Raw genomic sequence first — 22515 nt, 5'->3', positions numbered from 1 at the left:
CGGTTCAGTGGCCTCCGGACAGCAGCGACAACGCGGCGGCCAGCGGAATCCCCACCCAGTCGGGGCGGCTGTTCAGCTCGTAGTTGATCTCCGAGAGCGACTTCTCGAAGAGCCAGATCCTCAGCAACGTACGGACCGCATCGTCACTCTCCGGGATCAGCGACGGGGCAGTCTTCCTCGCCATGGACACGTAGGCGCCCACGTACGCGCTGGTCGCCGCAACCTGCCAGAGGTCCGCGAGCCGGTGCATCGCCGGAGCACCGTTGCCGCCGCGGTCGTGGTGCCGCCGCAGGCCCGTCTCCGACGCGTACTGGAACGATCGCATCATGGACGCCACATCGCGCAGCGGCGATCGCTTCAGCCGACGCTCGCCGAGCGATCGGTTGGGCTCCCCTTCAAAGTCGATGATGACAAAGTCCTTGCCCGTCCAGAGAACCTGACCAAGGTGGTAGTCACCGTGGCACCGAATCCGCAGCGTACTGACGGGGATTGTGCTCGCCGATTGGAAGAACGCAACGGCATCCGCCTCCCGGCCGACAAGCTCGTCGACGCTCGACCGGGCATCGGCCGGGATCCTGTCCATCTTCTTCCGGAGCATCTGCAGCGTCCGGCGCACCGTGTTCCGCATGGACTGTGAGAGTGAACGCTGGTACAGCGCCGAGTAGGGCTCCGGTGTGAACTCGGGGTTGCCGTGATCGGTCGCCAGGGCCACGTGCAACTCAAGCGTCCGCCTCCCCAGCAGCGCCGCGGCGACCGCAAAGTCCCCGAGCAGGTCCGCGCACTCCTTGGTGAGGGCGTCCGTGAACGAGTCCAGCGGCGACTCGGGCAGCAGCGATCGGATCTGCGTGATCTGGGAATCGCCCAGGGCGAGCGCACGCTCGTAGAACAATCCGACCTGGTCGAGCGCGTACGACCATGCGTCCCCCTGGTTCTCGACAAACTCCTGCAGGATGGCCAGCGTCCGCGGATCGTCGGACCCGGTTCGGTACTCGATCGAACCCGTGAGCGACGGGGTATTGCCGAATCGCGCCCTCTCGGTGAGGTGCCGGAGCACCTCGAGATCGGGATTGACCCCCGCCTCGATCCTGCGGAAGAGCTTGAGCACGAAGCGATCACCGAACATCGCCGACGAGTTGCTCTGCTCGGCCCGGCTGATCTTGACCGGCAGCGACTTCACATCACCCGTCGGTCCGAATGCCCGGGTCTTGGTCGCAATGAGTTCGCCGCGGGTGCCCGGGTGGGACCGGCCGCGGGCGATGCAGTCCAGGAGCAACGCCGGCATGTCGGGCGTGCTCATCGCGTCCGCCAGCACCCACTGGGTTCCCGATGGGTCCGCGACCGTCGCGATGACGCCGGCCGGGCGATCGGCGAGCGGGCTCGCCGTATCGTCCTTCGGGTACATCACGATCGGTATCGCGTACGTCTCGGGCTCGTGGTCGGCGTAGTCGACCTGGCACAGGAGCATCCACGCCCCCGCGGAGCCCGCGGCGTGCTTGAACGGAACGCAGTCCGTGACGTGCAGGGCGCGGAACGTCTTGGCCTTCGACGCAAACCAGCGGCGATGAGGCACGTCGCCCGACAGCAGGCGTCCCAGTGTGGGCCACCCCTCCCGAGTCGGGAGCCACGCGGCCGGATCGCGCGGACAATCGACGACCGGGAGCAACCGTGCGTCCGTCCCGTCGCTCGTAACGGCGAACGCCTCGTTTGGCTTGAAGAGGAACCAGTAGAAACTGTGCGGGCCGAGCGTGAGGAAATACGGCTTGTCGTCGATTGCAGGAAACGGTGTCTGGCCGAAGATCTCGACCGGGGTTAGCCCCGCGAACTTGGACAGGTCGATGTGGGTCGGCTGGGCGAAGCGGGACAGGTTCGCCACGACCATCGCCGTCTCGTCGGACCCGGATCGAACGAACGCCAGCACCTTCGGGTTGGTCGGCGACATGAACTCGATGTCGCCGTTGCCGAACACCGGGTGACGTTTTCGCAGAGCGATCAGTCGCTTGGTCCACCACAGCAATGAGGAGGGGTTTGCGAGCTGCGACTCGACGTTCACCGTCTCGTAGTGGTACTCGGGGTCGATGATGATCGGCAGGAAGAGCCGCTGCGGGCCGCAGCGCGAGAACCCCGCATTCCGATCGGCGGACCACTGCATCGGCGTCCGGACCCCGTCCCGGTCGCCGAGGTACACATTGTCGCCCATCCCGATCTCGTCGCCGTAGTACAGCATCGGCGTGCCCGGCAGCGAGAAGAGCAGCGCGTTCATCAGCTCGATCTTGCGTCGGTTGTTGGCGAGCAGCGGGGCAAGGCGGCGCCGGATGCCAAGGTTGATCCGTGCGTCGCGGTCGGCCGCGTAGACGCGGTACATGTAGTCCCGCTCCTCGTCGGTCACCATCTCGAGCGTGAGTTCGTCGTGGTTCCTCAGGAACACCGCCCACTGGCACGACTTGGGGATCTCCGGGGTCTGCTCCAGGATGTCGATGATCGGGAAACGGTCCTCCATGCGCAGGGCCATGAACAGCCGGGGCATGAGCGGAAAGTGGAACGCCATGTGGCACTCATCGCCCTGGCCGAAGTACGCGATGGCATCCTCGGGCCACTGGTTCGCTTCGGCGAGCAGCATGCGGCCGGGCCAGGTCTTGTCTACGTGCGAGCGGATCTTCCGCAGCACCTCGTGCGTCTCGGGCAGGTTCTCGCAGTTCGTGCCGTCCCGCTCGAACAGGTACGGGATCGCGTCAAGCCGCATGCCGTCGACGCCGGCGCTCATCCAGTGATCCAGCACCTTCAGCACCTCGGCCAGCACGGCCGGGTTCTCGAAGTTCAGGTCGGGCTGGTGCGAATAGAACCGGTGCCAGTAGTACTGCTTCGCCACCGGGTCCCACGCCCAGTTGCTCGTCTCGAAGTCCTTGAAGATGATGCGGGTCCCGACGTATCGGTCCGGCGTGTCGCTCCAGACGTAGTAGTCGCGGTGGGCGCTCCCCTTCGGAGCCCGGCGTGCCCTCTGGAACCACGGGTGCGCATCCGACGTGTGGTTGACGACCAGTTCGGTGATCACCCGCAGCCCGCGCCGGTGGGCCTCCTTGATGAACCTCTCGACATCGCGGAACGTCCCGTAGGACGGGTTCACGTTCATGTAGTCCGCGATGTCGTAGCCGTCGTCCTTGAGCGGAGACGGGTAGAACGGCAGCAGCCAGACCGCCGTGACCCCGAGATCCTGGAGATAGTCCAGCTTCGAGATCAAGCCGTTGAAGTCCCCAATCCCGTCCCCCGTGGAATCGCAGAACGACCGGACATGCAGCTCATAGATGATCGCGTTCTTGTACCAGAGCGGGTCCTGCTCGCCCGTGGAGCCGGTGCCGTTTGGCGATCCCGCCGGAGCGGTACGAGCCGTGGAGCCTCGTCGTCGTGTTGCCGGCATCACGAATCTCCGCTCTAGAGGAAGTACTCAAAGTCCCGCTCGGACCGCCCGCGGGACCGGATGGCGAACACGTGCGCCGGGCACACGGCGGGATCGAGCCCTACCACGTTCCGTGGCCCCTTCCACAGGTACCGCGCATCCGTCAGCAAGTCATGCACTTGGAACGGCTCATCCGGCTTCAGACCCAGCGCTCCGAGATCCAGCCCGAGGCCGGACCACTGCACTCGGTGCGGATCGGTATTCACGATGCAGAGGACCCGATTCGGCCCGGCCGACTTGCTGTAACACACCACGGACGGGTTGTCCGCATCGTGGAACGTCAGGGTCCGATCCTGCTGGAGCGCCGCGTTCTCTCGCCGGATCCGGTTGATCCGCGTCAGGAACTCGCGAAGGGAGTCCGGCCGCGAGAAATCCCACACGCGGCGCTGGTACTTCTCCGAGTTCAGATACTCCTCGGAGCCCGGCGCGACCGGCGTGCAGTCCCCGGTTTCGAGCGGCGGTCCATACACACCGTAACTGGCGCAGAGCGTCGCGGCGAGCACGATCCGGGCCATCGCCGCCGGCCGGCCCCCGTGCTGCAGGTACTCGGTCAAAATGTCCGGCGTGTTCGGCCAGGCATTGGGGCGGAAGTACTCGGCAACTCCCGTCCGCGTCAGTTCCGTGAAGTACTCGCGGATCTCCCAGGGCAGGTTCCTCCACGCAAAGTACGTGTACGACTGCGTAAAGCCGAGCTTGGCCAGCCGCTGCATCACACGCGGCCTGGTAAACGCCTCCGCAAGGAAGAGCACGTCCTGGTGCTTCCGCTTGACGCTCTCGATCAGCCATTCCCAGAACGGAAACGCCTTAGTGTGCGGATTGTCAACCCTGAAGATCCGTACGCCGCGGTCGCACCAATGGAGCACAACACCCAGGAGTTCCGCCCAGAGCGACTCCCATGCCTCGCTCTCAAAGTCGAAGGGATAGATATCCTGGTACTTTTTCGGGGGGTTCTCCGCGTACTGGATCGTGCCGTCCGGCCGCCTGCGGAACCACTCCGGATGCTCCCGTACATATGGATGGTCGGGCGAGCACTGGAACGCAAGGTCCAGCGCGATCTCCATCCCATGCCGGCCCGCGGCCGCGACCAGGCCCTCAAAGTCGGCCATCGTCCCCAGGTCCGGATGGATCGACCTGTGCCCGCCTTCCTTGGCCCCGATCGCCCACGGGCTTCCCACATCATCGGGCCCCGCGGTGGCCGAGTTGTTCGGCCCCTTCCTGAAGGACCTGCCGATCGGATGGATCGGCGGCAGGTAGAGGACGTCGAATCCCATGCGGGCAATATCCGGCAGCAGCCCCTCGACATCCTTGAACGTGCCATGCCGCGAGGGATCCGGTGATGCGGATCTGGGGAACAGCTCATACCACGTGCTGTAGAGCGCGCGGAGCCGGTCGACGACGATGCTCATGGTCGGCGACGTCGTTGCATACGACCGCTCGGCATGCCGCAGCATCAACTGCAGGATCCGCTCGTCCAGCGCCGCCTCCGCGCGCTCATCAGACGCCGAATCCGAACGCAACTGCCGCGCCGCCTCCGCGAGCGCCCTGCTGTCATCGCCATCGATTGCAGCAGCCGTAGCGGCGACCAAGTCGGCCCCGATCAACAGGTCGACCGACACGTCCTGCGCGGCCTTCAGCCGCTTCTCCAGGTCCGCCCGCCACGTCACAAAGGGGTTGATCCAGGCCTGAACCACGTACTCGTGCCGGCCCGCGGCCGGGACGATGAACTCCCCGACCCATCGGTCATTCCCCACACCCGACATCGGCGACTCGAGCCAGTCCGAGGCCCCGGAATGCCGGTGACGCACGACCGCCGTAATTCGATCGTGCCCATCAGCAAAGATGTCGGCTGTCACACGGACCGACTCCCCCGTGGCCCGCTTCGCCGGGAAGCGCCCGTTGTCAACGCACGGCGAGACCAACTCAATGACGACACGGGACCGGCCCCCGTCACCGACCCCTACCCCGGTTGGCCGCGGGTCCGTCGCCCGGTTGACGGCAGCCTTGAGGACTCGGGTCATGGAGCGGGCTCCGAGGTTGGTGGTTCAAAGTGGCATGCAATCGCCGCACGGAACGCGACGCCGATTCCCATCAAAGGCCGATCACACGTTCAACTCGCCGAGCAATTCCGGCCGCAACCATGCCTGCGGCGAACAGAACTGCCCAATCCGCGGCGGGAACGGCTGATGCCGCTCGATTTCAGTCTATCCGGACGGCCTCCCCTGAACCACCCATCGGGGACATCCGCTGCGCTCTTCAGGAATTTGGAGTCATCGAGGCAATACAGATCGAGCCCTCTCGTTGAACCACCCCGGCCGACCCACCGCCGCGCGGGGCTCGCTAATGTGATCGCGGCACACGCCCTAAAGCGCAGGCACAACGGAAAACCGTTAGACTCGCCCCCCGACGCATGCACGTTCGATTCCGACTGGCCGTGTGGCTTGTGGTGTGGCTCTCGCTGGCTGTTGTCCTGTGGCAGTTCGCAGGCCCCGGACTTGTTCAGCGCGAGTTGTCCGGACGGCTTGAGATCGGTCCCGGCGCGTCCGATGTGTCGGTCCAGTGGACAACCAAGGGGAATCCGACGCCTCGTGGGGCGTGGATCGAGCCGGACACGACCACGAACGCCCCGACCCAAGCCGTCGATGCCGAGCCAGTGCCCGATGCGGCCCCGCCGTTCCGCGTGTTCCTCCCGTCCTACAGGCTCCGGAGTCTTGTCGTTCAGTGGAAGGCCGAGCCCGGTGCGTGGGTGCGCATCGAGAATCCCATCCTTGAGTTCCGGCTGCTCGGGTTCACCGTCCTGCAGCGGGCCGTCGGCATCGAGCCCATCTCGGGCGTCGAACGAGCCGATGACCGGTGGATTTCGACAGACGCAGGCCCGACCCTTCGCCTTGTCGGTCGGCTCTCGCTCGGCACAATGGGCGTCCTTTTCGTCACACTTGCGATAGGGAGTGCCGTCCTTGGTGCCGCGACTCTCGCGATCGCGCTCCCGATCCTCTCACACCGCCGGTGGTTCGCCCCTGCGTGCGTGTGGACCTCCGTGGCAGCCGTGACCTGTTGGGTGGCGCTGGTGGTTCCCTGCTGTGTGACGTCCGATGGGATGGACTACATCGATGCGGCGGACTGGCTGGTGGCGACCGGCTCGTTCGCCAAGTTCGTGCCCTACAAGGCGCCCGCGCTCGCCCTGGTCGTCGCCGGCGCGATGGCCATCACCCCCGACTTCCTCATCGCGCTGGCGTGGATCCATGCTGTGATGGGAATCGGCACCGCGGCGCTGGCCTACGCCGTCGTCCGGCGCCGCGCCGGCCGTTCATGGGCGCTCGCCGCCGCGCTCGTGGTCGGCCTGCACCCCGTGCTTCTGACCTACCACACCTACCTGTTGCGTGAGTCGCTCGCCGCGCTCTGCTTCACGGCCATCGCTGTAGCCGTCTGCTGGCTGGAGGCGATCGACCGGAGGTCGCCGCGGTCTCTGGCCGCCTGGTGCTGCATCGTGATCGGCCTGCTGATCGCATTCGGCTCGCACGTTCGGGAGAACTTCCAGCTCCTGATCCTCTTTCTCCCGGTCCTGGCGGTCGCCATCGGCGGAGCCGCCACCCCGTGGCTCGTGCGGATCGGGCGCGGGGCCGGGATCGCGGTGGTTGCGGTCGCGATGGTCCTCCCATGGTCCTACCGGAACTACGCAGGCTTTGGCGCCTTCGGTATCGTGTCGCCCAAGCTCCAGATCAACCGCGCGCTCAACGCCTGGTCCAACGGCGTTGCCGACGGCAACGACACGGCGATCTTCAGCCGAGAGCAACTCGATGCCCTCCGCGCGGCGCAAGCCTCCGGCAAGGTGTCAGACTACGACTTCGTCGGCCGCGTGTTCGCGGCGGAGCGAGACCGCCTCTACGCCGGGGCCGTGAAGAAGCGGGACGTCCTTGATGTACGGGACAGCGAAGCCGTGAGCCGCTCCTTGACGAACGAAGCACTGGCAAGGCATCCGCTGCGGAGCACCGCCGCCGTCGCCGCGGCCTTCATGAACCAGTTGGGGCTTTGGAACTTCTATGACATCGAGGGGGCGCCCTCGAACGAATGGTGGTCGCGCCCGATCCGCGGCCGGCCCTTCCCCTACAAGACCAACTTCTGCTTCAACTACGACTGGGACATCACGAGCACGCGCAAGCCCGACGATGCCAAGCGACTGAAGGCGGTCTTCGACCCGGTCCAGGCGCCGACGGCGTTCCTGCAGTACCAGCCATGGACCAGGCCCCTGAACGAGTGGTTCTGGGTGTCGCAGGCGATGCGCCCCGTCATCGCGATCGGCGTCCTCGCGTGCCCGGTGCTCGCGTGGAGGCGCGGTGACCGGGCCATCTTCGTCGCGGCCATGCTCGTCCTGTTGTCGATCGCCATAACGGCCATCACGGTCGCGGCGCCCTCGGACAGGTTCGCTGTTCCGTTCCTGCCCGTGATGGTCTGTGCCGCGGCGTACACCGCCGCGGCAATCGCGCAGCGCCGCACGCGCCTTCCGCTCGAATCCGGCGTGGCCGGCAACCCCCCTCGGCCTCTGGACGCACGCGGCTAGGAAACAGCCGGTCCGCGGAGCGCCCGCGGCGTCGCAAGCGGCGAGTCGTCGAATCGCTTCGTCGTGCTCAGCCGACCAAAGGCGGTCGCCCGGCGGGCGTACACAGAGCCCTTCGGCGTCGATTTTCCCAGCCGTTCCGCCTTTGAAGCGCACCGCTTGGCGAGTCGGTCAAGGACACTCCGGAGCGCCTCCTCAGCCCGGTCGTTTGCCTTCTCGCATCGTGCGAGAATCCGGGAACGGATCGGCGAGGAGTACATCGATGTCTCGCCGGAAGCACCAGAGCCCTGGATCCGCACCTGCTCGATCGCGTTCGCGAGAATGCCCCGGTACCGGTCGATCTCGAGCAGCAGCCGCACAAGATCCTTCGGCGACGCATCCGCGTCCGGATCGACCCGCGACAGGTCGTTGATCCGCTTGTCCCCGTGCGCCAGCCGCAGCGCCAGCACCGCCGGCCGCAGGCCGCGGGGTACAAAGTCGTAGCCCGCGAGCGCGGTGCCGTTGCAGAACGGGCAGCGCACGAGTCCGAACCCCGCACAGGCCCGGCAGACGCGGCCGTCGCTGAAAACGCCCTTGCCCTCGCATTCCTCGCACAAGCCCCGCCCGCCCTGGCAATACCGGCAGACCTCGAACGCCATCGCGTCGAGGATGCCCGACGTCTTCTTTTCCCCGACCGCCTTCCGGAGGCTCCGCAGCACACCAGGGTCCGCCCTCATCCGGCCTCCCGCATCGGCGTGCCGCAGGAGCAGGACGGCGTCCTTGTAGTTCCCGCTGGCAACCGAGGCGCGCAACTGCTGCAGGATTCCCGGCGTCTTGTCTTCGTCGAACGTCATGGAGTGGCATCTCTTTCAACGCGCTCTCGGAGGAGTAGGGGGCGCGAGGGCGTCATCCTACGATAATGGCCGCATGCATGCGGAAAGCGCAACCCCCGTCGATTCCATCCGTGACGCCCTCGAAGGCGGGGAGCCCGCGGTCGCCGCACGGATCTACGCCGAGGTCGACCTCGATCCGGCAGGCGTTCGCCGCCTCTTCGATCTGGTATCCCCGGCCATGTCCGCCGAACTCGTGTCCCTGCTCAGCGATGAGAAGGCGAGCGAACTCCTCTCCTGGCTCCCGGCCGAGCAGGCGACCGCGGTGCTCGAACAACTCCCCGTCCCGGTCGCCGCGAGGGTGCTCCGCGGGCTCCCCAGCGATGAACGAGCGGACCTGCTTGCATCCGTTCCGGACCAGGCCCGGTCCGAAATCCAGGAGAGCCTCCCGGAACTGATCCGCGACGACGCCGCGCGGCTGCTCAAGTACGCCCCCGACACCGCCGGCGGCCTGATGGAAACCGAGGTCCTCGCGTTCCCCGCCTCCACGAAGATCAGCGAGGTCATCCGCGATGTGCGGGCAAACCAGATGCGGTACTCCACAATCGGGGTTCAATACCTCTACGTCCTCGACGATGAGCGCCGACTCCTGGGAGTCGCCCCCATCCGGGACTTGCTGCTCGCTCCCGAAGAGTCGCGGCTCGACGCCCTGCTGCGCGGCGAGCCCGCCACCGTCCGCGACACCGCCACCATGCAGGAAGTCGACGACCTCTTTGCCGAATACGGCTACCAGGGGCTTCCCGTTGTCGATGAGCGAGGCGTCCTCCTCGGCGTGGTCAGCCGCGCCGACGTCACCGAGGCGGAGCATCACCAGAGCGAGGAGCGCTACCGCGTAAGCCAGGGCATCGTCGGCGGTGAGGAACTGCGGTCCATGCCGGTGCTGCTGCGCCTGCGGCGTCGAACGGCCTGGCTCGGCGTGAACCTCGTCCTGTGCCTGGGTGGCGCCGCGGTCATCGCCCTGAACCAGGGAACCATCGCCAAGGCCCTCGTCGTCGTCGCCGTGCTACCAATCATCTCGGCCACCAGCGGCAACGCCGCGATCCAGGCCGCCGCGGTGAGCATCCGCGAACTGACGCTCGGCATCATCGATCCTTCCGCGTGGCGGCGTGTGCTCGCCCGCGAGGTGCTGCTCGCGATCCTGATGTCCTTGCCGCTCGGACTGGCCGTGGCGATCCTCGCCCGGCTGGGGGGTGCGGACGGCGCGGTGGGCGCGGCGGTGGGAGTCGCCATGGCCGGGAACTCGCTCGTTGCGGTCGGCCTCGGCGCCCTCTGCCCGCTGGCGCTCCGGCGCCTTGGAGTCGATCCGGCCCTCGCCTCCGGGCCGATCATCACAACGCTCGCCGATGTGACCGGATTCACCATGACACTCGGCCTCGTCAGCTGGGTCGCCGCCTAGGCCACGCTACGGGGGCGAGGCGCCGACGACCTCGGCCCCACCGGACACCGGCCGGTCCGCTCCGGTCTTCGCGGGTGGGTCCTCCGGTTCGGCGTCCAGGTCGATGTCCTCTCCGGCAACGGCGAGCGCCGTGACCGGAAGGTCCGCCAGCACCGCCGACAGCGAGCCTCCCTTTGGCCCCACCAGACGCCGGCCGCGAATCCGCAGCGGAATGAACACGACCGAGGCGTTCCGCGAGTGCTCGAGAAGCGTTCGAGGACCCTCGAACTCCACCACGTCGACGCGAGCCTCGATCCGCACGTTCTCCAGCATCTCCTCGACCTTCTGCAGCGTGGTGTGCTGGTCGTGGGAGCCCTGAGCAATGGCGTGGATCCGGATCTGGGCGTCGCGCCAGCCCGCGCTGCGGGTCATCAGGTGCGCGAGCATGAGCGAGAGCGAACTCGTTGTGTCATCCTGCCACCAGACGTCGATGACTCGGTCGTCCTCGGGAACGGCCAGCATCCGCTCCCACGCCTCGGGCCGAGCCTCGAGCAGGATCACGTTGCGGCCCTGGTGCAGCGCCGCATCAAGCGCCTCCGCCGGCGGGGCCTCGCCGGCCCAGACCGGCTCCCCAAGGTGCTCATCAGCGCTCATCAAGATGGTGTTCGCCCTGAGCGGACCCAGCCCGTGCGCCTGCGTCACCATCGTGAACCCGTCCAGGATGCTCGGCGCCGAGACCACACGCGTGAACGTCTGCAACCCCGCGCCGCGGACCTCCGCGCGAAACGACTCCTCCGCGGCGGCCGTCCTCGCGGGCGTGCCCGCATCGGTCTGCACGACTATCTGAACGGCGGTCGTGAATCCGCTGTCGCCGTCGATCCACGAAGCGAACCGCAGCAGGCGAGCCCGGTCCGACGGCTCGTTGCACACCGCAAGCACATGGGGCCGCCAGTCACGCGGGTGCGAAGAGCCATCTCGGATCGCCACCAGGTGGTCCCTCACCTGCCTGACGTGGCTGGCGTACCGGCTGTCGGCCCACGCCGACTGCGGCGATGTGCGGGACAGGTACTGGTACAGCGCCACCATCAGCGCCCCGGCCACGGCCGCCGCGAACGGGCTGATCGCCACCCCGCAGGCAACGCACAGCAACGCGCCCGCCAGGCTCAGCCACGCGGAATAGATCTTGAACCGCGGCCGGAACGCCGGGCTGTTGGCCCTCGCCTCGAAGAACGTCGCGTAGTTGATGAGCCCGTACGACAGCAGGAAGCACATGCCCACCAGCGACGCGATCGCGTTGAGATTGCCCAGCGAAATCGTCGTGAGCGCGATGGCCCCGGCCAGGAGCACCGCGCGCCTCGGATTCTCCGACGGCCCCGATCCCTTGGCGAACGCGCGCAGCGGGGGGATGACCTCGTCCCGGGCCAGCGATTGCATGATCCTCGGCCCCCCGAGGAACGAGGCCATCGCCGAGGAGAGCGTCGCCGCGATCACGCCGACGTCAATGAGCCACGGGACCGCGGCGACCCGCCGAAACGCCCCGTAGTCCGACGCCAGTTCGCTCAGCGGCATCGACGCCGCAAGCAGCAGCGCAATACTGACGTACACCGCGGTCGAGACCCCGACCGCCCAGAACGTGCCCCGCGGCAGGCTCCTCGCCGAGTCGCGGAGATCGCCCGACATGCTGACCCCCTGCGTAAACCCCGTGACCGCCGGGAAGAAGATCGCGAACAGGATCCAGAACCCCGAGCCATCCTCCGGCGGCGTCAGCGAGGCGACGAGAGTCCGCTCGGAGGCCAGCCCGAACGCGCCCACGTAAAACGATCCCAGCGCGACAACGAGCGCCCCCATCACCACGAACTGAAAGCGGGTCGCCAGGTCGGCCCCCACGTACGCGATCGTGCCCACCAGCAGCGTCGCCACCGCCGCGATCCCCGCCACCACCGCGGGTTCGCCCGCTTGGCCAAACAGGGCCGCTACCGCCTCGCCGAAACCGATGCAGTAGAACGCGACCGACACCGATTGGGCAAGGAACAGCACCAGGCCGATCGCTCCGCCGAACTGCACCCCGAGCGTGCGGGAGATCAGGTAGTAATCACCGCCCCCCTTGATCCGGAGATTCGTCGCGATCGCGGCCAGCGACAGGCTCGTCAGGATCGAGACACACGTCGCGAGCGCGACAATCCCCAGCGCCCTGAGCAGCCCGCCCGCGCCGACGACAAACCCGAACCGCTGGAACAGGATGATCCCGAGGATCGTCAGGATGCTCGGCGTGAAAACGCCCGCGAACGTGCCCAGACGCGCTCCGGAACCGGCCTTGACTGGTGATTGGGCGTTGGCCATGGGCGGCGTCGACAGTCCGCAAAACCTTGACGGCGCCGCGTCGACGCCAGCCTCCACCATCGTAGCGAACCGACCGCAATCAGGCCGTGCACGCGGGTGCCGCCGCCCGGGATCACAACAAAAAACATGACCCGGGTGCTTTCAATTCCGCCCGAGGTGGGTAGGGTCAGGTATGAGCTGGGATCAGATCGACCAGCAGGTAAAAGCGTGGTGGGGCCTGCTCGAGCAGAACATGTCGTCGTGGATCTTCGCGATCGGAACCTTCCTCGCAATCGCGATTCTGGTGCCACTGATCCGGGCGGCGATCCGCCGCCGCTTCGATCCCGCCCGGCAGGAGCCCGGCTCCTGGCGGCACCTCATCGGTCGGATGAACGCCCGCTGGTTCCGGCTCGTCACGCTCGTCATCGCGGCGGCGGTGGCGGTCATGGTGTTCCAGCCGGCCCCCCCCGGCATGGCGATCGCCCGGATCGCGCTGATCGTGGCGCTCACGCTCCAGGCGATGCTCTTCGCCGGCGACCTCGTCGAGTGGGGAATCCACCGCATCGGGCGCGCCAAGTCGAAGGGCAACGGCGGAAGCGAGGAAGCCGAACTGGCGGCCCGCAGCACGCTCACCGGGCTCCGGTGGCTCGCTCTCTTCGTTCTCTACGCCTTCATCCTGCTCATCTCGCTCCAGAACCTGGGCGTCGATGTCACCGCTATGGTCGCCGGCCTGGGGATCGGCGGAATCGCCGTCGCGCTCGCCGTGCAGAACATCCTCGGCGACCTCTTCGCGTCCCTGACCATCGCCCTTGACAAGCCCTTTGTCGTCGGCGACTTCCTCGTCGTCGGCTCCGAAGTCGGCGCCGTCGAATACGTCGGCCTCAAGACCACGCGGGTGCGCAGCCTCTCCGGCGAGCAACTGGTGTTCGCCAACTCCGACCTGCTCTCCAGCCGCATCCGCAATTTCAAGCGGATGAAGGAGCGCCGCATCGTGTTCGGCTTCGGCGTGATTTACGGCACCGAGCCGGATGTCCTCGAACAGATCCCACGCCTGGTGCGCGAACGCATCGAATCGATCGACCGCACCCGGTTCGACCGCTGCCACTTCCACCGCTTCGGCGCCTCATCGCTCGATTTCGAGGTCGTTTACTTCGTCAACTCCCCGGAATACAACGTCCACATGGATGTCCAGCAGGAGATCCTCCTCGCGATCGCGCGGGCCTTCCGCGAGCGCGGCATCGAGTTCGCCTTCCCGACGCAGACCCTCTACCTGAACCGGCAGAGCAGCGACAACGGCCACGAGCACGCCACCGTGCCCGCCGGCGACGATTCACCCGGCCAGCGCCGCCGGATCCGCTAGCAAGCCGGCCCCGCCCGGCGTCAGCCCAGCAGCGGCCGGTTCAACTCCGTCCGCCACATCCCCGGGTCGCGGCTCGATTCGGGCCCGGCGATGTAGGACTCCCACAGCCCCGGCCCCGTCGCGTGGCCGTTCGCCTTGATCCATCCATCGAACTCTCGCCACGCATCGCCCAGCCCCTCATACGGCCCGCGGTACACGGCCCTCGCCACCCGCGCTGCGGGCAGCTCGCCAGACCGCACCCGCCCCGTCCCCTCCACCACCGACCGCACCGGCACCCCGACCTCAAAGTCAAACACCGTCGGGCACATCCGATGGTGATACGAGTACACCGGCCCCGCGGGCGAGACGCCGCACGCGGCAAGCGCCGCCATCAACTCCCCGATGGCAGGCCCCATCACCTGCTGGATCTGATCCCGCGGGATCGTGAGCCGGATGACGGCCGCGGCCTGGGCCGTGGACTGGGTGATCTCGGGACCTTCGAGCATCGGGCGGGACTCCTGAGCGGCCGCTACAACCGGCCCTCACGTCAAACGGTATTCGGTCCCCACGCCCAGCCCTCGCCCGCCGCGCCGGCGGCGCTTGACATGAGACGAGAGTCTAATGATAATACCACTGTCTCGATACGCCCGCGAACGCCCTCGCCACGCACCTAGGAACACGCCCCATGAAGAGCGCCCTCCAACTCGTCCCCGCAACGCCAGACCACGCCCCCGACCTGGCCCGCATCTGCTTCGAGGCCTTCGGCTCCCTCCACGACCGCCACAGCACCCCGCGCGACTTTGAGACGCTCGAAACCGCGACCCACCTCGTGGGCATGATCGTGCGGAACTCGACCTTCGCAGGGTTCGTCGCCACCCTCGACGGCAAAGCGGTCGGCTCCAACTTCATCGCCTTCACCGATCCCGTGGCGGGCGTCGGGCCCATCACCGTCGATCCATCGTGCCAGGGCCGCGGGGTCGGTCGCGCGCTGATGCAGGCCGTCCTCGATGAGGCCGCGAAGCGGCGAGTCCCGCGCGTGCGACTGCTCCAGGAGGCGATCAACACGACCTCCCTCTCCCTGTACACCGCGCTCGGCTTCGACTGGCAGGACTCGGTCGCCATCATGCAGGCCGCGCCGGGCGCGGCGGACAGCAACGGCATCCGCGCGATGACCGAGTCCGACCTGCCCGCCGTCCACGCACGCTCCGAGGCCCAGTACGGACATACGCGCCGAAACGAAGTCGCATCCGCGCTCGCCGCGGGATTCCCCGCGTTCGTCCGCGAGCGGAACGGCCGCACCGCCGGCTACCTGATCCCCGGATTCCTCGGACACGGCTTCGCCGATTCCGTGCCCGACATGGCCGATCTCATCGGGCACGCCAGCGCCAACGCCCCCGCGCCGTTCCAGCGGATTCTCGTGCCGCTGAGCCAGCGGGAACTCTTCCGCGAACTCCTGAGCCGCGGCTGCCGAACGCTCAAGGTCATGAGCTACATGACCGTCGGGCCCTTCGAGACGCCCCGCTCGGTCTGGTTGCCGTCAATCCTCAACTGATCCCCTCGCCCCCCGCGACACCCCGCCGCAACACAGAAAATGGAGGCCCGCGTGCCCCTGACCAGAGAACAGATGGACCGCACCATCGACGAGCACTTCGCATTCGAAGCCGCCGACAACGTCCAGGGTGTGCTCGAAACCCTCGCGCCCGATGCGGTCCACGACATCGTCGGCTGGCCGGCCGGCCCGACCCGCGGCCGCGAAGCCGCCCGCGCGTTCTACGAGCAGACCTTCGCCGACCTCGCCGAGAGCAAGGTCACTGTCATCAAACGCCTCTACGGCGACCGCTTCCTCGTCGACGAGTCCATGTGGGAAGGCCGCGCCCCAGGAACACCCTTCGGCCTGGAAGGGCGAAACCGCCCCCTCAAGTTCCGCCTCCTGCACGTGGTCGAGTTCTCCGACGACGGCCGCATCCAGCGCGAAAACGTCTGGCTCGACATGGCCTCAATCATGCAGCAACTGCCGCAGGACTAAGCGATGCCCAGGCCCCGCAGCAAGTCACCCCCGCCGGCCGGCCGCATCAACCAGCGCCGGCGCACGCGCAAGGACCTCCTCGCCGCGGCGGCCCGTCTCCTCAAGCGCGGCGGCGGCCGCGCCCCCGACATGGACGCCGTCGCCGACGAGGCGATGGTCTCCCGCGCCACCGCCTACCGCTACTTCCCCAGCATCGAATCGATGCTGGTCGAAGCCCCCCTCGACGGCGCCGCCCCCGACCCGGAGTCCGTCTTCGCCGACGACCACTCGACCGACCCCGTGGCCCGCATCGACAAGGCCGAGGCACGCCTCCACGACATGTGCGTCCGCAACGAAGCCCAACTCCGGATCATGCTCGCGGCCAGCCTGGAGCAAGTCGCCCGCGCAAGCCCCGGGGACACCGGCGTCCCGGTACGCCAGAACCGACGCACCCCGCTGATCGAAGCCGCCCTCGCCCCCGCGCGCCACCGCTTCACCCAACCCGCCTACCACCGCCTCCGCGCCTCCCTCGCCCTCCTCTTCGGGGTCGAATCGATGATCGTCTTCGGTGATGTGCTCGGGATGGACGCCAAGTCAGCCCGCAAGGTCAAGAGCTGGGCAGCGGCCGCCCTGGTCCGGGCAGCCCTGAGCGAATCGCAGAGCCGGACATGAGAGCGGAACCTGCGCCGAATCGTCGTTTCATACCCCTCCCTCACCCCCGCTCCCAATCCCGCACCGCCCCCTCCACCACCCGAAACAGCGGGTGCACCTCGGGCACGTCCACCCCCCTGATCCTCCGATACGCCTCCGGCGAGCGAGTTCGAAGCTTGCGCTTCAAGTGCTCCCACTCGAACATTACCTGCCCGCGTGTCTCGACGATCCGCCGCGGCCGCACGTGCTCAGCGATTCTGCGGCCGTCGAACTCATAGCCGCGGCGCACGGACTCGTGCAGCAGGCCCTCAAGAAATGCCCCGATCGCCCCGGCCGGATCGACGTGGTCTCGGAACCGGACCAGTTGCGGATGATGGCGATACCCCGTCGTCCCGCCCGCCAGCACCTTCTGTGCAAGCAGCGCCTCGCGCCACGCGGCGACAAGCCCCTTTGTGTCGAGGTGCCTGGGATGGAGCGTCCAGAGGCGCACGCGCAATGCTAACGCCCCGACCCCCGCGAACGCCGACCAGCGCCCGGCATCGCCCCGCCAGTCGGGGAAATGGGGGGCTCGGGCGTTGGACAGCTCAGGCTCTTCCCATACATCCCCGACCGATCGAAGCAGCACGCCCGCCGCTTCCCCTTGCCGAGCATGTCGCACGCCGCGGCGATCCGCTTCATACGAGTCTCGGCCCGCTTGCCGGACGTGATCCACTGAATCCAATCCCGCCGCGCCACCGGCGTGATGTCCGACCACACCTCCCGCGCCCTCGCCGAAGCCCCCGCCAGCGCCTTCCGCAAGTCCGCCGGCACCCCCGGCTCCGGCTCCTCCTCGAGCGGCACCGGCGCAATCTCCAGCGTCACGACGTCGCCGACATCCACCCCCGCCGTGTCGCGCAACGCCCGGGTCACCTTCAGCCAGTGCCCGCCCTCCCCATCCGGTTCAAGCGTGGCCCTGAACGGCACGCCGCCGAACGACCCAGCCACCGACACCATACCCCGCGACGGCAACCTCGCACTCGCCGCCGCCGGCAGCACCACAAAAGCCCACGAAACAGCCCTCGCCCCCGCCTCCCGCGCCGGCCGCAGCAGCGCCGCCGTGAACCCGATCGTCCCCGCCGCCTCGGTTCGCCGCGCCGCTCGTCGTGCCATTAGTCCTCACTCCAGTTCCGGCGCTGCGCCCGCAGAACTTCGCGGCGACTTCGGTGTCCTCCAAACTCCAGCCCCACGCTAGGACGTGCCGAACCTCTGCGTCCTTAGGTGGGGCAGGCGTCCCGCCTGCCATCTGCAGACTCCCCCCTGGTGGCCCGGATCTCCGAGCCGGGCCGTCGCCCAGGCCCCGCCCCTCCCCACATGAACGGCCAGATCAAGACCGTTCGGCATCGGGCGACACAGACGATCGCGCCGCCAGTGCCTCGTTCCGCCCCTTCCCGTGAAGACAGCGACGTCGTTCGGCGCCGCCTGTTTGCCGCGGCGATGGACCCTTCTTTGGTTGCATGCGGCCATGAGCGACGGACCAGGCACGACTCCTCTGAACCCGGGCCCCGCATAGGTGCATCAGTGTGCATCGTCTGTAACGGATAAGGCGAGACTGTCGATCCGGTGGTTGCGAGTTCGAGTCCCGTCCGCCTCGCTTGAAAACGCCTCTGGCACGACGATCCCGGCGCGTGCGGCAGGCGGACGCGCGTATCGGGCGCGTAGGTTACTTGCGAGTCGTGCCCAGGGCTTGCTCCAAGTCGTGCCACAGGTCTTCGACATCCTCACAGCCGACGCTCATCCGTAACAGGCTGGGCGGCAGGTGCTCTTGGCCCGGCACGGCGGCACGGCGTTCAATCGTGGACTCGACAGCGCCCAGACTGGTTGCGTGACGCACGATCTTGAGCGACGCGCAGACCACATCGGCCTGCGCCGCGTCACCATGAATCTCGAACGCCACTACCCCGCCGAAGCCGCGCATGAACGTCGAAGCGAGTTTGTGTTGGGGATGCGACGACAAGCCGGGGTAGCGGATCGAACGGACCTGCGGGTGCTCACCCAGCCGCGTAGCGATGATTTGTGCGTTTGCTTGGCTCGACGTGACGCGCAGCGCCATCGTCCGAAGCCCGCGAAGTGTCAGGAACATTTCCAGCGTGCCGGGCGTTCCGCCGGACAGCTCGCGGGCCTTGCGCAGCTCGTGCGCCAGCGCCGGGTCACGCGCGACTGCGACGCCCGCCAGCAAGTCGGAGTGTCCGCCCATGTATTTCGTCGCCGAGTGCATGACGGCATCCGCGCCCATAGTGAGCGGACACTGATTCAGGGGCGTAGCGAAGGTATTGTCCACCGCCAAGAGCGACCCGGACTTTCGGGGCGCTGCGCAAATGCGAGGAAGGTTCGCCACATCCAGCATCGGGTTCGTAGGCGATTCGAGCCAGATAAGGTCCGCGCTCCGCGCATGTTCGATCCATGCCTCTGTGTCCATCACGGGCAGACGAACGCACTTCCAGCCGCGACGGGATACCCCTTGCTCTGCGAGGCCCGCCACGGCGGTATAGCAATCGGTCGGGAGGACAATCGACGCTCCGACCTTCAACGTGCCGAACAGCGCGGCAGCAGCGGCCATTCCAGACGCGAACGCGACAGCGCTTCCACCCTCCAACCCACCAACCACTGTTTCAAACGCTTCCCATGCCGGGGTCGCATCATCGCGGGAATAGGCGCGTGGGCCGCCCAGGACGAAGTTCGATGCGGGCATAAGGGGAGGGTTCAAGGGATCGCCGATCCCCGAAGGCCGACCGGCGGAGATGAGCCACGTTGCCGGAGAGAGGGGTTGTCCTGTGCTGATAGGCTGGTTCATCGTGTGTTCCTTCGTTACTCTTTCGCTCGTTTGACAATCTCGGCCATCGGCGACGCAGGATCGACTCGTTGCAGTCCGGCGACGACACCAGCCCGGTTTGCAGCGGGCTGGTTCTGGCTCGCTTTCCACTTGCCAATGATGCTGTCAATCGGAATCTCGACGCCAGAGATTCCTTTCAACTGATTCGTGATGAAGGAGTGAGGTGCATCGTTGACCGACCAAGGTTCCTCAAATAATCCTTCCTGCTGCGCGGTCAGCACGCCTATCTGATCCAGCAACCAGTCCGCATTGTCAATGACCCGAGGTCTTCCACGAGCCTGAACAATCACATAGTTCCATGTAGGTACCACCTTCCCGTGCTCTTGTTTGGTCGAGTACCAGGATGGGCTGATGTACGCTTGTGGCCCCTGAAACACCACGAGCACTTCCGCGTCTAGGCGAAGGTCGGCGAGTTGAGGGTTCGCTTTGGACAGGTGCGCCTGAAGCGTGCCTTTGTCGCCCCGATCCGCAACCAAAGTGAACGGAATCAAGTTCGCGGTGAGGCCGGACGCCCCATGCGTGACCAGCAATGCCAATGGGTGCGACCGGACGGCGACATGCAGGACCTCGATGCGGTCCTCTCGAAAGGCCGGAGGTATGTACATCAAAGTGTTCTCCGTGAGAGATTCCTGGTCGATTCAAGCCGCAAGTTCATGTCACCACCGTGGGTGTCGTGATTTTGATTCCAACAATCGCGGCCACGAGCAAACACGGAAGAAGACTCGGCCAACCGTCACCGGCTCGCCGAGCAGGCAGGTGGCACCGACATCGTGCCACCGACTCAACCGGCTCTGCGGTTGAGTCGGTGCATCCTGCCCTCCGGCACCACCCCGCCACTCCCCGCCGGAGGGAGTAGCAGGGTTGCACCCGCAACCCTCCGCCCTTGGCCATCTGCGGCCTCCCCCTCCCCCTCCGCCCGCTTCAGCAGTCGCGACGGACCTGCCGTGTCCCGGCAGGGGGTGCCGGGGGGCAGCAGCCCCCTGGCATTGCATCTCCACCACATCACACAACCCAAGCCCCACCCACCACTTGCGGCATTCTTCGTATTCCTATCAAAACCCTATTGACACACCGTCAAAAACCCGTATGCTGCACGGGTCATGCTCACCCTCCCCTCCTCCTTCAACCCCTCCCCCGACCTCGCGGCGAAGATCCTCGATTCCGTCACCGACCCCACCCTCACCCTCCGCGACGTCGCCGACCTCCACAACACCACCGTCGAAGCCCTCGTCCTCTGGTTCGCCGAGCCCGAGATCGCGGAACGGCTGGACCAGATCGAGTCCACCATCGCCCGCCGCACCCGCATCGTCGCCAGCAACTTCCTCCCCGCGGCCACCATCGCCCTGGGCCGCTCCATCGACGAGCACAACGCCGACGAAGCCCACTTCCCCGTCCGCCCCGGCGACCAGCGAGGGTTAGAACTCCGCCGCCGCTCCCGGGAAACCGCCCGCCGCGCCGCCGCCCTCCTGCTTCGCCTCGCCAACTTCACCCCAGGCCCGCGCCGCATCTTCTACTCCACCCGCCCGGCCCCCACCCCACCTCTCACGCCCGCCCCCTCCTCCGCACCCTCTCCGTCGCGCGCCCTCGAACCCGCCCCTCTCCCTCAGCCCACCTCGCCGCTTCCCGCAGCCACAGCGCGAGCGCCAGCTCAAGCCGGCCCCTCATCCTCAACCCTTCACCACGCCGACTCCCCCCGCCAACCCCCGCTCCCCCACCGCTCCTCCCTCGCGACGCGCGCACCGACACCGCAAACCCCCTGCCCCACCGACTCCGGCTAGGTTCACCCCGCCCCGCGCCCCCCGCGGCTCACGCCGTCGACCGATCGACAATCTTGTATGTCTCCCGCTCGCCGCGCCCGCGGAGCGGGTAGTCCTTGCGCAGCGGGTGCGCCGGGTATTCCTCCCACGTCAGAATCCGCCGCAGGTCCGGGTGGTTGCGGAAGCGGATGCCGAACATGTCGAACACCTCCCGCTCCAGCCACTCCGCCCCCGGCCACAGGTCCGTAACCGAGTCGACATACAGCGCCGGGTCTTCGACGATGCCGTCCGTGGGGAGCGAGGGATCGAGAAACACCTTCACAAAGAACCGGTCGTCGCGGTCGAAGCAGACCAGGTTGTACACCACCGCAAACCGGCCGATCGTCTTCGCCGGGTAGTTCAGGTAATCGATGCCGACAACATCGCTCAGGAAGCAGTAGTTCGCCCGCGGGTCCTGCTTGAGGAACGCCATCACCTTGTGCAGGTCCCCCGGCTCCACGATCAGCGTCGACTGCCCGCGAAACTCCGTAGCGCGAAACGCGGCGTCGGGGAACGCCTCCTTCACGAGTTTGAACGCGGGGTGATCCAGAACGGGCGGGGCAGGTGGCATGCGCGTGGGCTCCCTCAGGCAGACCCGCAAGGTTATGCGCCAAGCCCCCCAGCGGCGAGACGGGCCAGCACCTCCGCCGGATCCCCTTGCTCGTCGGTCACCATCAGCGGCGCCCCCGCCGGCGCGTGCGCCCGCAGCAGATCAACCACCACCGGCCCCGGCAGCACCGCCATCCGCGGCACCACGATCGCCGCAACCACGTCCAGGTCCGCAACCCACTGCAGCAGCCGCGCAATGTGGTCCTCCGCCGCGCCCAGCATGGACTCGGTCAGGTTCGATTCCGGATCCACCACGATCCTGAACGGGCTCTCCGCGCCGAACTGCTCCCGGCACCACTCGCCGAACCGCCGGCACGACGGCGCATCCGAGAGCACGTGCATCGCATGGGTCCGCAGCGCCACCATCGCCCCCGCGCCGATCGCCGTCGGCGCCAGCGCTATGCACCCCGCCTTCAGCGCCCCCCACCCCGCCGCCCCCCACGTGCGCGGATCCGCCTCGAACAACCCGTCGGCGACCGTCCCCGACCACGCCACCGCCACTTCGTCCCGGCTCATTTCCTCCCCGCGCACGACCTCGCCGCCCGCCACGTTCCGTGCCCACCACCGCCCCCACACCGCGCCACCACCCCCGGCCGACCGGATCTCGCCATTCCTTGTAGAGAGCAGGAGTGCCACGATCGCAGAGCCTATGACCGCCGCACCCGGATTGAAACGCGCCG

Annotated in this window: 18 protein-coding genes; 7 read left to right on the top strand and 11 right to left on the bottom strand. The window is 67.4% G+C overall.

The window, feature by feature from the left end; all coding sequences use genetic code 11:
- Nucleotides 1-4 precede the first annotated feature (4 nt).
- Together treS and KF745_02425 are read right to left on the bottom strand one after the other, a co-directional pair.
- Nucleotides 5-3412, bottom strand: coding sequence for a maltose alpha-D-glucosyltransferase (gene treS / locus KF745_02430; GenBank protein ID MBX3357264.1), 3408 nt, complete (start codon nucleotides 3410-3412; stop codon nucleotides 5-7).
- 14 nt (nucleotides 3413-3426) lie between these two features.
- Nucleotides 3427-5469 (bottom strand): alpha-1,4-glucan--maltose-1-phosphate maltosyltransferase, encoded by a 2043-nt coding sequence (locus KF745_02425; GenBank protein ID MBX3357263.1) that lies wholly within the window; start codon nucleotides 5467-5469, stop codon nucleotides 3427-3429.
- 389 nt (nucleotides 5470-5858) lie between these two features.
- Here KF745_02425 and KF745_02420 point away from each other — a divergent pair, with 389 nt between their 5' ends.
- On the top strand, nucleotides 5859-8006 hold the full coding sequence (locus KF745_02420; protein MBX3357262.1) for a hypothetical protein: 2148 nt from the start codon (nucleotides 5859-5861) through the stop codon (nucleotides 8004-8006).
- On the opposite strand, the gene KF745_02415 is transcribed toward KF745_02420, so the two are convergent.
- Nucleotides 8003-8836, bottom strand: coding sequence for a hypothetical protein (locus KF745_02415; protein ID MBX3357261.1), 834 nt, complete (start codon nucleotides 8834-8836; stop codon nucleotides 8003-8005). The genes KF745_02420 and KF745_02415 overlap by 4 nt on opposite strands.
- 73 nt (nucleotides 8837-8909) lie before the next feature.
- Between KF745_02415 and KF745_02410 the strand changes: the two genes are divergently transcribed.
- Nucleotides 8910-10268 carry a magnesium transporter gene (locus KF745_02410; GenBank protein ID MBX3357260.1) on the top strand — a complete coding sequence of 453 codons (1359 nt, stop codon included), beginning with the start codon at nucleotides 8910-8912 and terminating at the stop codon, nucleotides 10266-10268.
- A 6-nt stretch (nucleotides 10269-10274) separates the two neighbouring features.
- On the opposite strand, the gene KF745_02405 is transcribed toward KF745_02410, so the two are convergent.
- Nucleotides 10275-12587, bottom strand: coding sequence for an amino acid permease (locus KF745_02405; protein MBX3357259.1), 2313 nt, complete (start codon nucleotides 12585-12587; stop codon nucleotides 10275-10277).
- 172 nt (nucleotides 12588-12759) lie between these two features.
- On the opposite strand from KF745_02405, the gene KF745_02400 reads away from it, so the two are divergent.
- Nucleotides 12760-13926 carry a mechanosensitive ion channel family protein gene (locus KF745_02400; protein MBX3357258.1) on the top strand — a complete coding sequence of 389 codons (1167 nt, stop codon included), beginning with the start codon at nucleotides 12760-12762 and terminating at the stop codon, nucleotides 13924-13926.
- Nucleotides 13927-13946: 20 nt separating this feature from the next.
- On the opposite strand, the gene KF745_02395 is transcribed toward KF745_02400, so the two are convergent.
- Nucleotides 13947-14411, bottom strand: a complete 465-nt coding sequence (locus KF745_02395) for a GyrI-like domain-containing protein (GenBank protein ID MBX3357257.1) — start codon at nucleotides 14409-14411, stop codon at nucleotides 13947-13949.
- A gap of 179 nt (nucleotides 14412-14590) precedes the next feature.
- Here KF745_02395 and KF745_02390 point away from each other — a divergent pair, with 179 nt between their 5' ends.
- From KF745_02390 to KF745_02380, 3 genes are read left to right on the top strand one after another with little or no spacing between them, the layout of a single operon-like run.
- On the top strand, nucleotides 14591-15457 hold the full coding sequence (locus KF745_02390; protein MBX3357256.1) for a GNAT family N-acetyltransferase: 867 nt from the start codon (nucleotides 14591-14593) through the stop codon (nucleotides 15455-15457).
- 51 nt (nucleotides 15458-15508) lie between these two features.
- Entirely contained in the window at nucleotides 15509-15931 is a 423-nt protein-coding gene (locus KF745_02385) for an ester cyclase (protein ID MBX3357255.1), read from the top strand.
- A gap of 3 nt (nucleotides 15932-15934) precedes the next feature.
- Nucleotides 15935-16582 (top strand): TetR/AcrR family transcriptional regulator, encoded by a 648-nt coding sequence (locus KF745_02380; protein MBX3357254.1) that lies wholly within the window; start codon nucleotides 15935-15937, stop codon nucleotides 16580-16582.
- Between the two features lie 40 nt (nucleotides 16583-16622).
- Here KF745_02380 and KF745_02375 read toward each other — a convergent pair whose 3' ends face one another.
- The 4 genes from KF745_02375 to KF745_02360 form a co-directional block, all read right to left on the bottom strand.
- Nucleotides 16623-17051 (bottom strand): hypothetical protein, encoded by a 429-nt coding sequence (locus KF745_02375; protein MBX3357253.1) that lies wholly within the window; start codon nucleotides 17049-17051, stop codon nucleotides 16623-16625.
- A gap of 8 nt (nucleotides 17052-17059) precedes the next feature.
- The gene (locus tag KF745_02370) at nucleotides 17060-17710 is read right to left on the bottom strand and encodes a DUF1905 domain-containing protein (protein MBX3357252.1); all 651 of its coding nucleotides are present in this window, start codon (nucleotides 17708-17710) and stop codon (nucleotides 17060-17062) included.
- 550 nt (nucleotides 17711-18260) lie between these two features.
- Nucleotides 18261-19289, bottom strand: coding sequence for a PLP-dependent transferase (locus tag KF745_02365; protein MBX3357251.1), 1029 nt, complete (start codon nucleotides 19287-19289; stop codon nucleotides 18261-18263).
- 116 nt (nucleotides 19290-19405) lie between these two features.
- Complete coding sequence (locus KF745_02360) at nucleotides 19406-20035, bottom strand: FMN-binding negative transcriptional regulator (GenBank protein ID MBX3357250.1); 630 nt, start codon at nucleotides 20033-20035, stop codon at nucleotides 19406-19408.
- A 495-nt stretch (nucleotides 20036-20530) separates the two neighbouring features.
- On the opposite strand from KF745_02360, the gene KF745_02355 reads away from it, so the two are divergent.
- Nucleotides 20531-21208, top strand: coding sequence for a hypothetical protein (locus KF745_02355; GenBank protein MBX3357249.1), 678 nt, complete (start codon nucleotides 20531-20533; stop codon nucleotides 21206-21208).
- A 28-nt stretch (nucleotides 21209-21236) separates the two neighbouring features.
- On the opposite strand, the gene KF745_02350 is transcribed toward KF745_02355, so the two are convergent.
- Entirely contained in the window at nucleotides 21237-21797 is a 561-nt protein-coding gene (locus tag KF745_02350) for an NADH-quinone oxidoreductase subunit C (GenBank protein ID MBX3357248.1), read from the bottom strand.
- Nucleotides 21798-21829: 32 nt separating this feature from the next.
- Complete coding sequence (locus KF745_02345; protein ID MBX3357247.1) at nucleotides 21830-22471, bottom strand: hypothetical protein; 642 nt, start codon at nucleotides 22469-22471, stop codon at nucleotides 21830-21832.
- Between the last annotated feature and the right edge of the window lie 44 nt (nucleotides 22472-22515).

The sequence above is a fragment of the Phycisphaeraceae bacterium genome (genome assembly GCA_019636655.1).
GTDB lineage: Bacteria > Planctomycetota > Phycisphaerae > Phycisphaerales > UBA1924 > JAHBXB01.
The sequence above is the reverse complement of the archived record's forward strand: the minus strand, read 5'-3'. Positions and strand labels throughout refer to the sequence as shown.

Bases quoted from the DNA above. Each gene is read 5' to 3' on its own strand.
- treS (MBX3357264.1), bottom strand. From the start codon at position 3,412: ATGCCGGCAACACGACGACGAGGCTCCACGGCTCGTACCGCTCCGGCG.
- KF745_02425 (MBX3357263.1), bottom strand. From the start codon at position 5,469: ATGACCCGAGTCCTCAAGGCTGCCGTCAACCGGGCGACGGACCCGCGG.
- KF745_02420 (MBX3357262.1), top strand. From the start codon at position 5,859: ATGCACGTTCGATTCCGACTGGCCGTGTGGCTTGTGGTGTGGCTCTCG.
- KF745_02415 (MBX3357261.1), bottom strand. From the start codon at position 8,836: ATGACGTTCGACGAAGACAAGACGCCGGGAATCCTGCAGCAGTTGCGC.
- KF745_02410 (MBX3357260.1), top strand. From the start codon at position 8,910: ATGCATGCGGAAAGCGCAACCCCCGTCGATTCCATCCGTGACGCCCTC.
- KF745_02405 (MBX3357259.1), bottom strand. From the start codon at position 12,587: ATGGCCAACGCCCAATCACCAGTCAAGGCCGGTTCCGGAGCGCGTCTG.
- KF745_02400 (MBX3357258.1), top strand. From the start codon at position 12,760: ATGAGCTGGGATCAGATCGACCAGCAGGTAAAAGCGTGGTGGGGCCTG.
- KF745_02395 (MBX3357257.1), bottom strand. From the start codon at position 14,411: ATGCTCGAAGGTCCCGAGATCACCCAGTCCACGGCCCAGGCCGCGGCC.
- KF745_02390 (MBX3357256.1), top strand. From the start codon at position 14,591: ATGAAGAGCGCCCTCCAACTCGTCCCCGCAACGCCAGACCACGCCCCC.
- KF745_02380 (MBX3357254.1), top strand. From the start codon at position 15,935: ATGCCCAGGCCCCGCAGCAAGTCACCCCCGCCGGCCGGCCGCATCAAC.
- KF745_02370 (MBX3357252.1), bottom strand. From the start codon at position 17,710: ATGGCACGACGAGCGGCGCGGCGAACCGAGGCGGCGGGGACGATCGGG.
- KF745_02365 (MBX3357251.1), bottom strand. From the start codon at position 19,289: ATGCCCGCATCGAACTTCGTCCTGGGCGGCCCACGCGCCTATTCCCGC.
- KF745_02360 (MBX3357250.1), bottom strand. From the start codon at position 20,035: ATGTACATACCTCCGGCCTTTCGAGAGGACCGCATCGAGGTCCTGCAT.
- KF745_02355 (MBX3357249.1), top strand. From the start codon at position 20,531: ATGCTCACCCTCCCCTCCTCCTTCAACCCCTCCCCCGACCTCGCGGCG.
- KF745_02350 (MBX3357248.1), bottom strand. From the start codon at position 21,797: ATGCCACCTGCCCCGCCCGTTCTGGATCACCCCGCGTTCAAACTCGTG.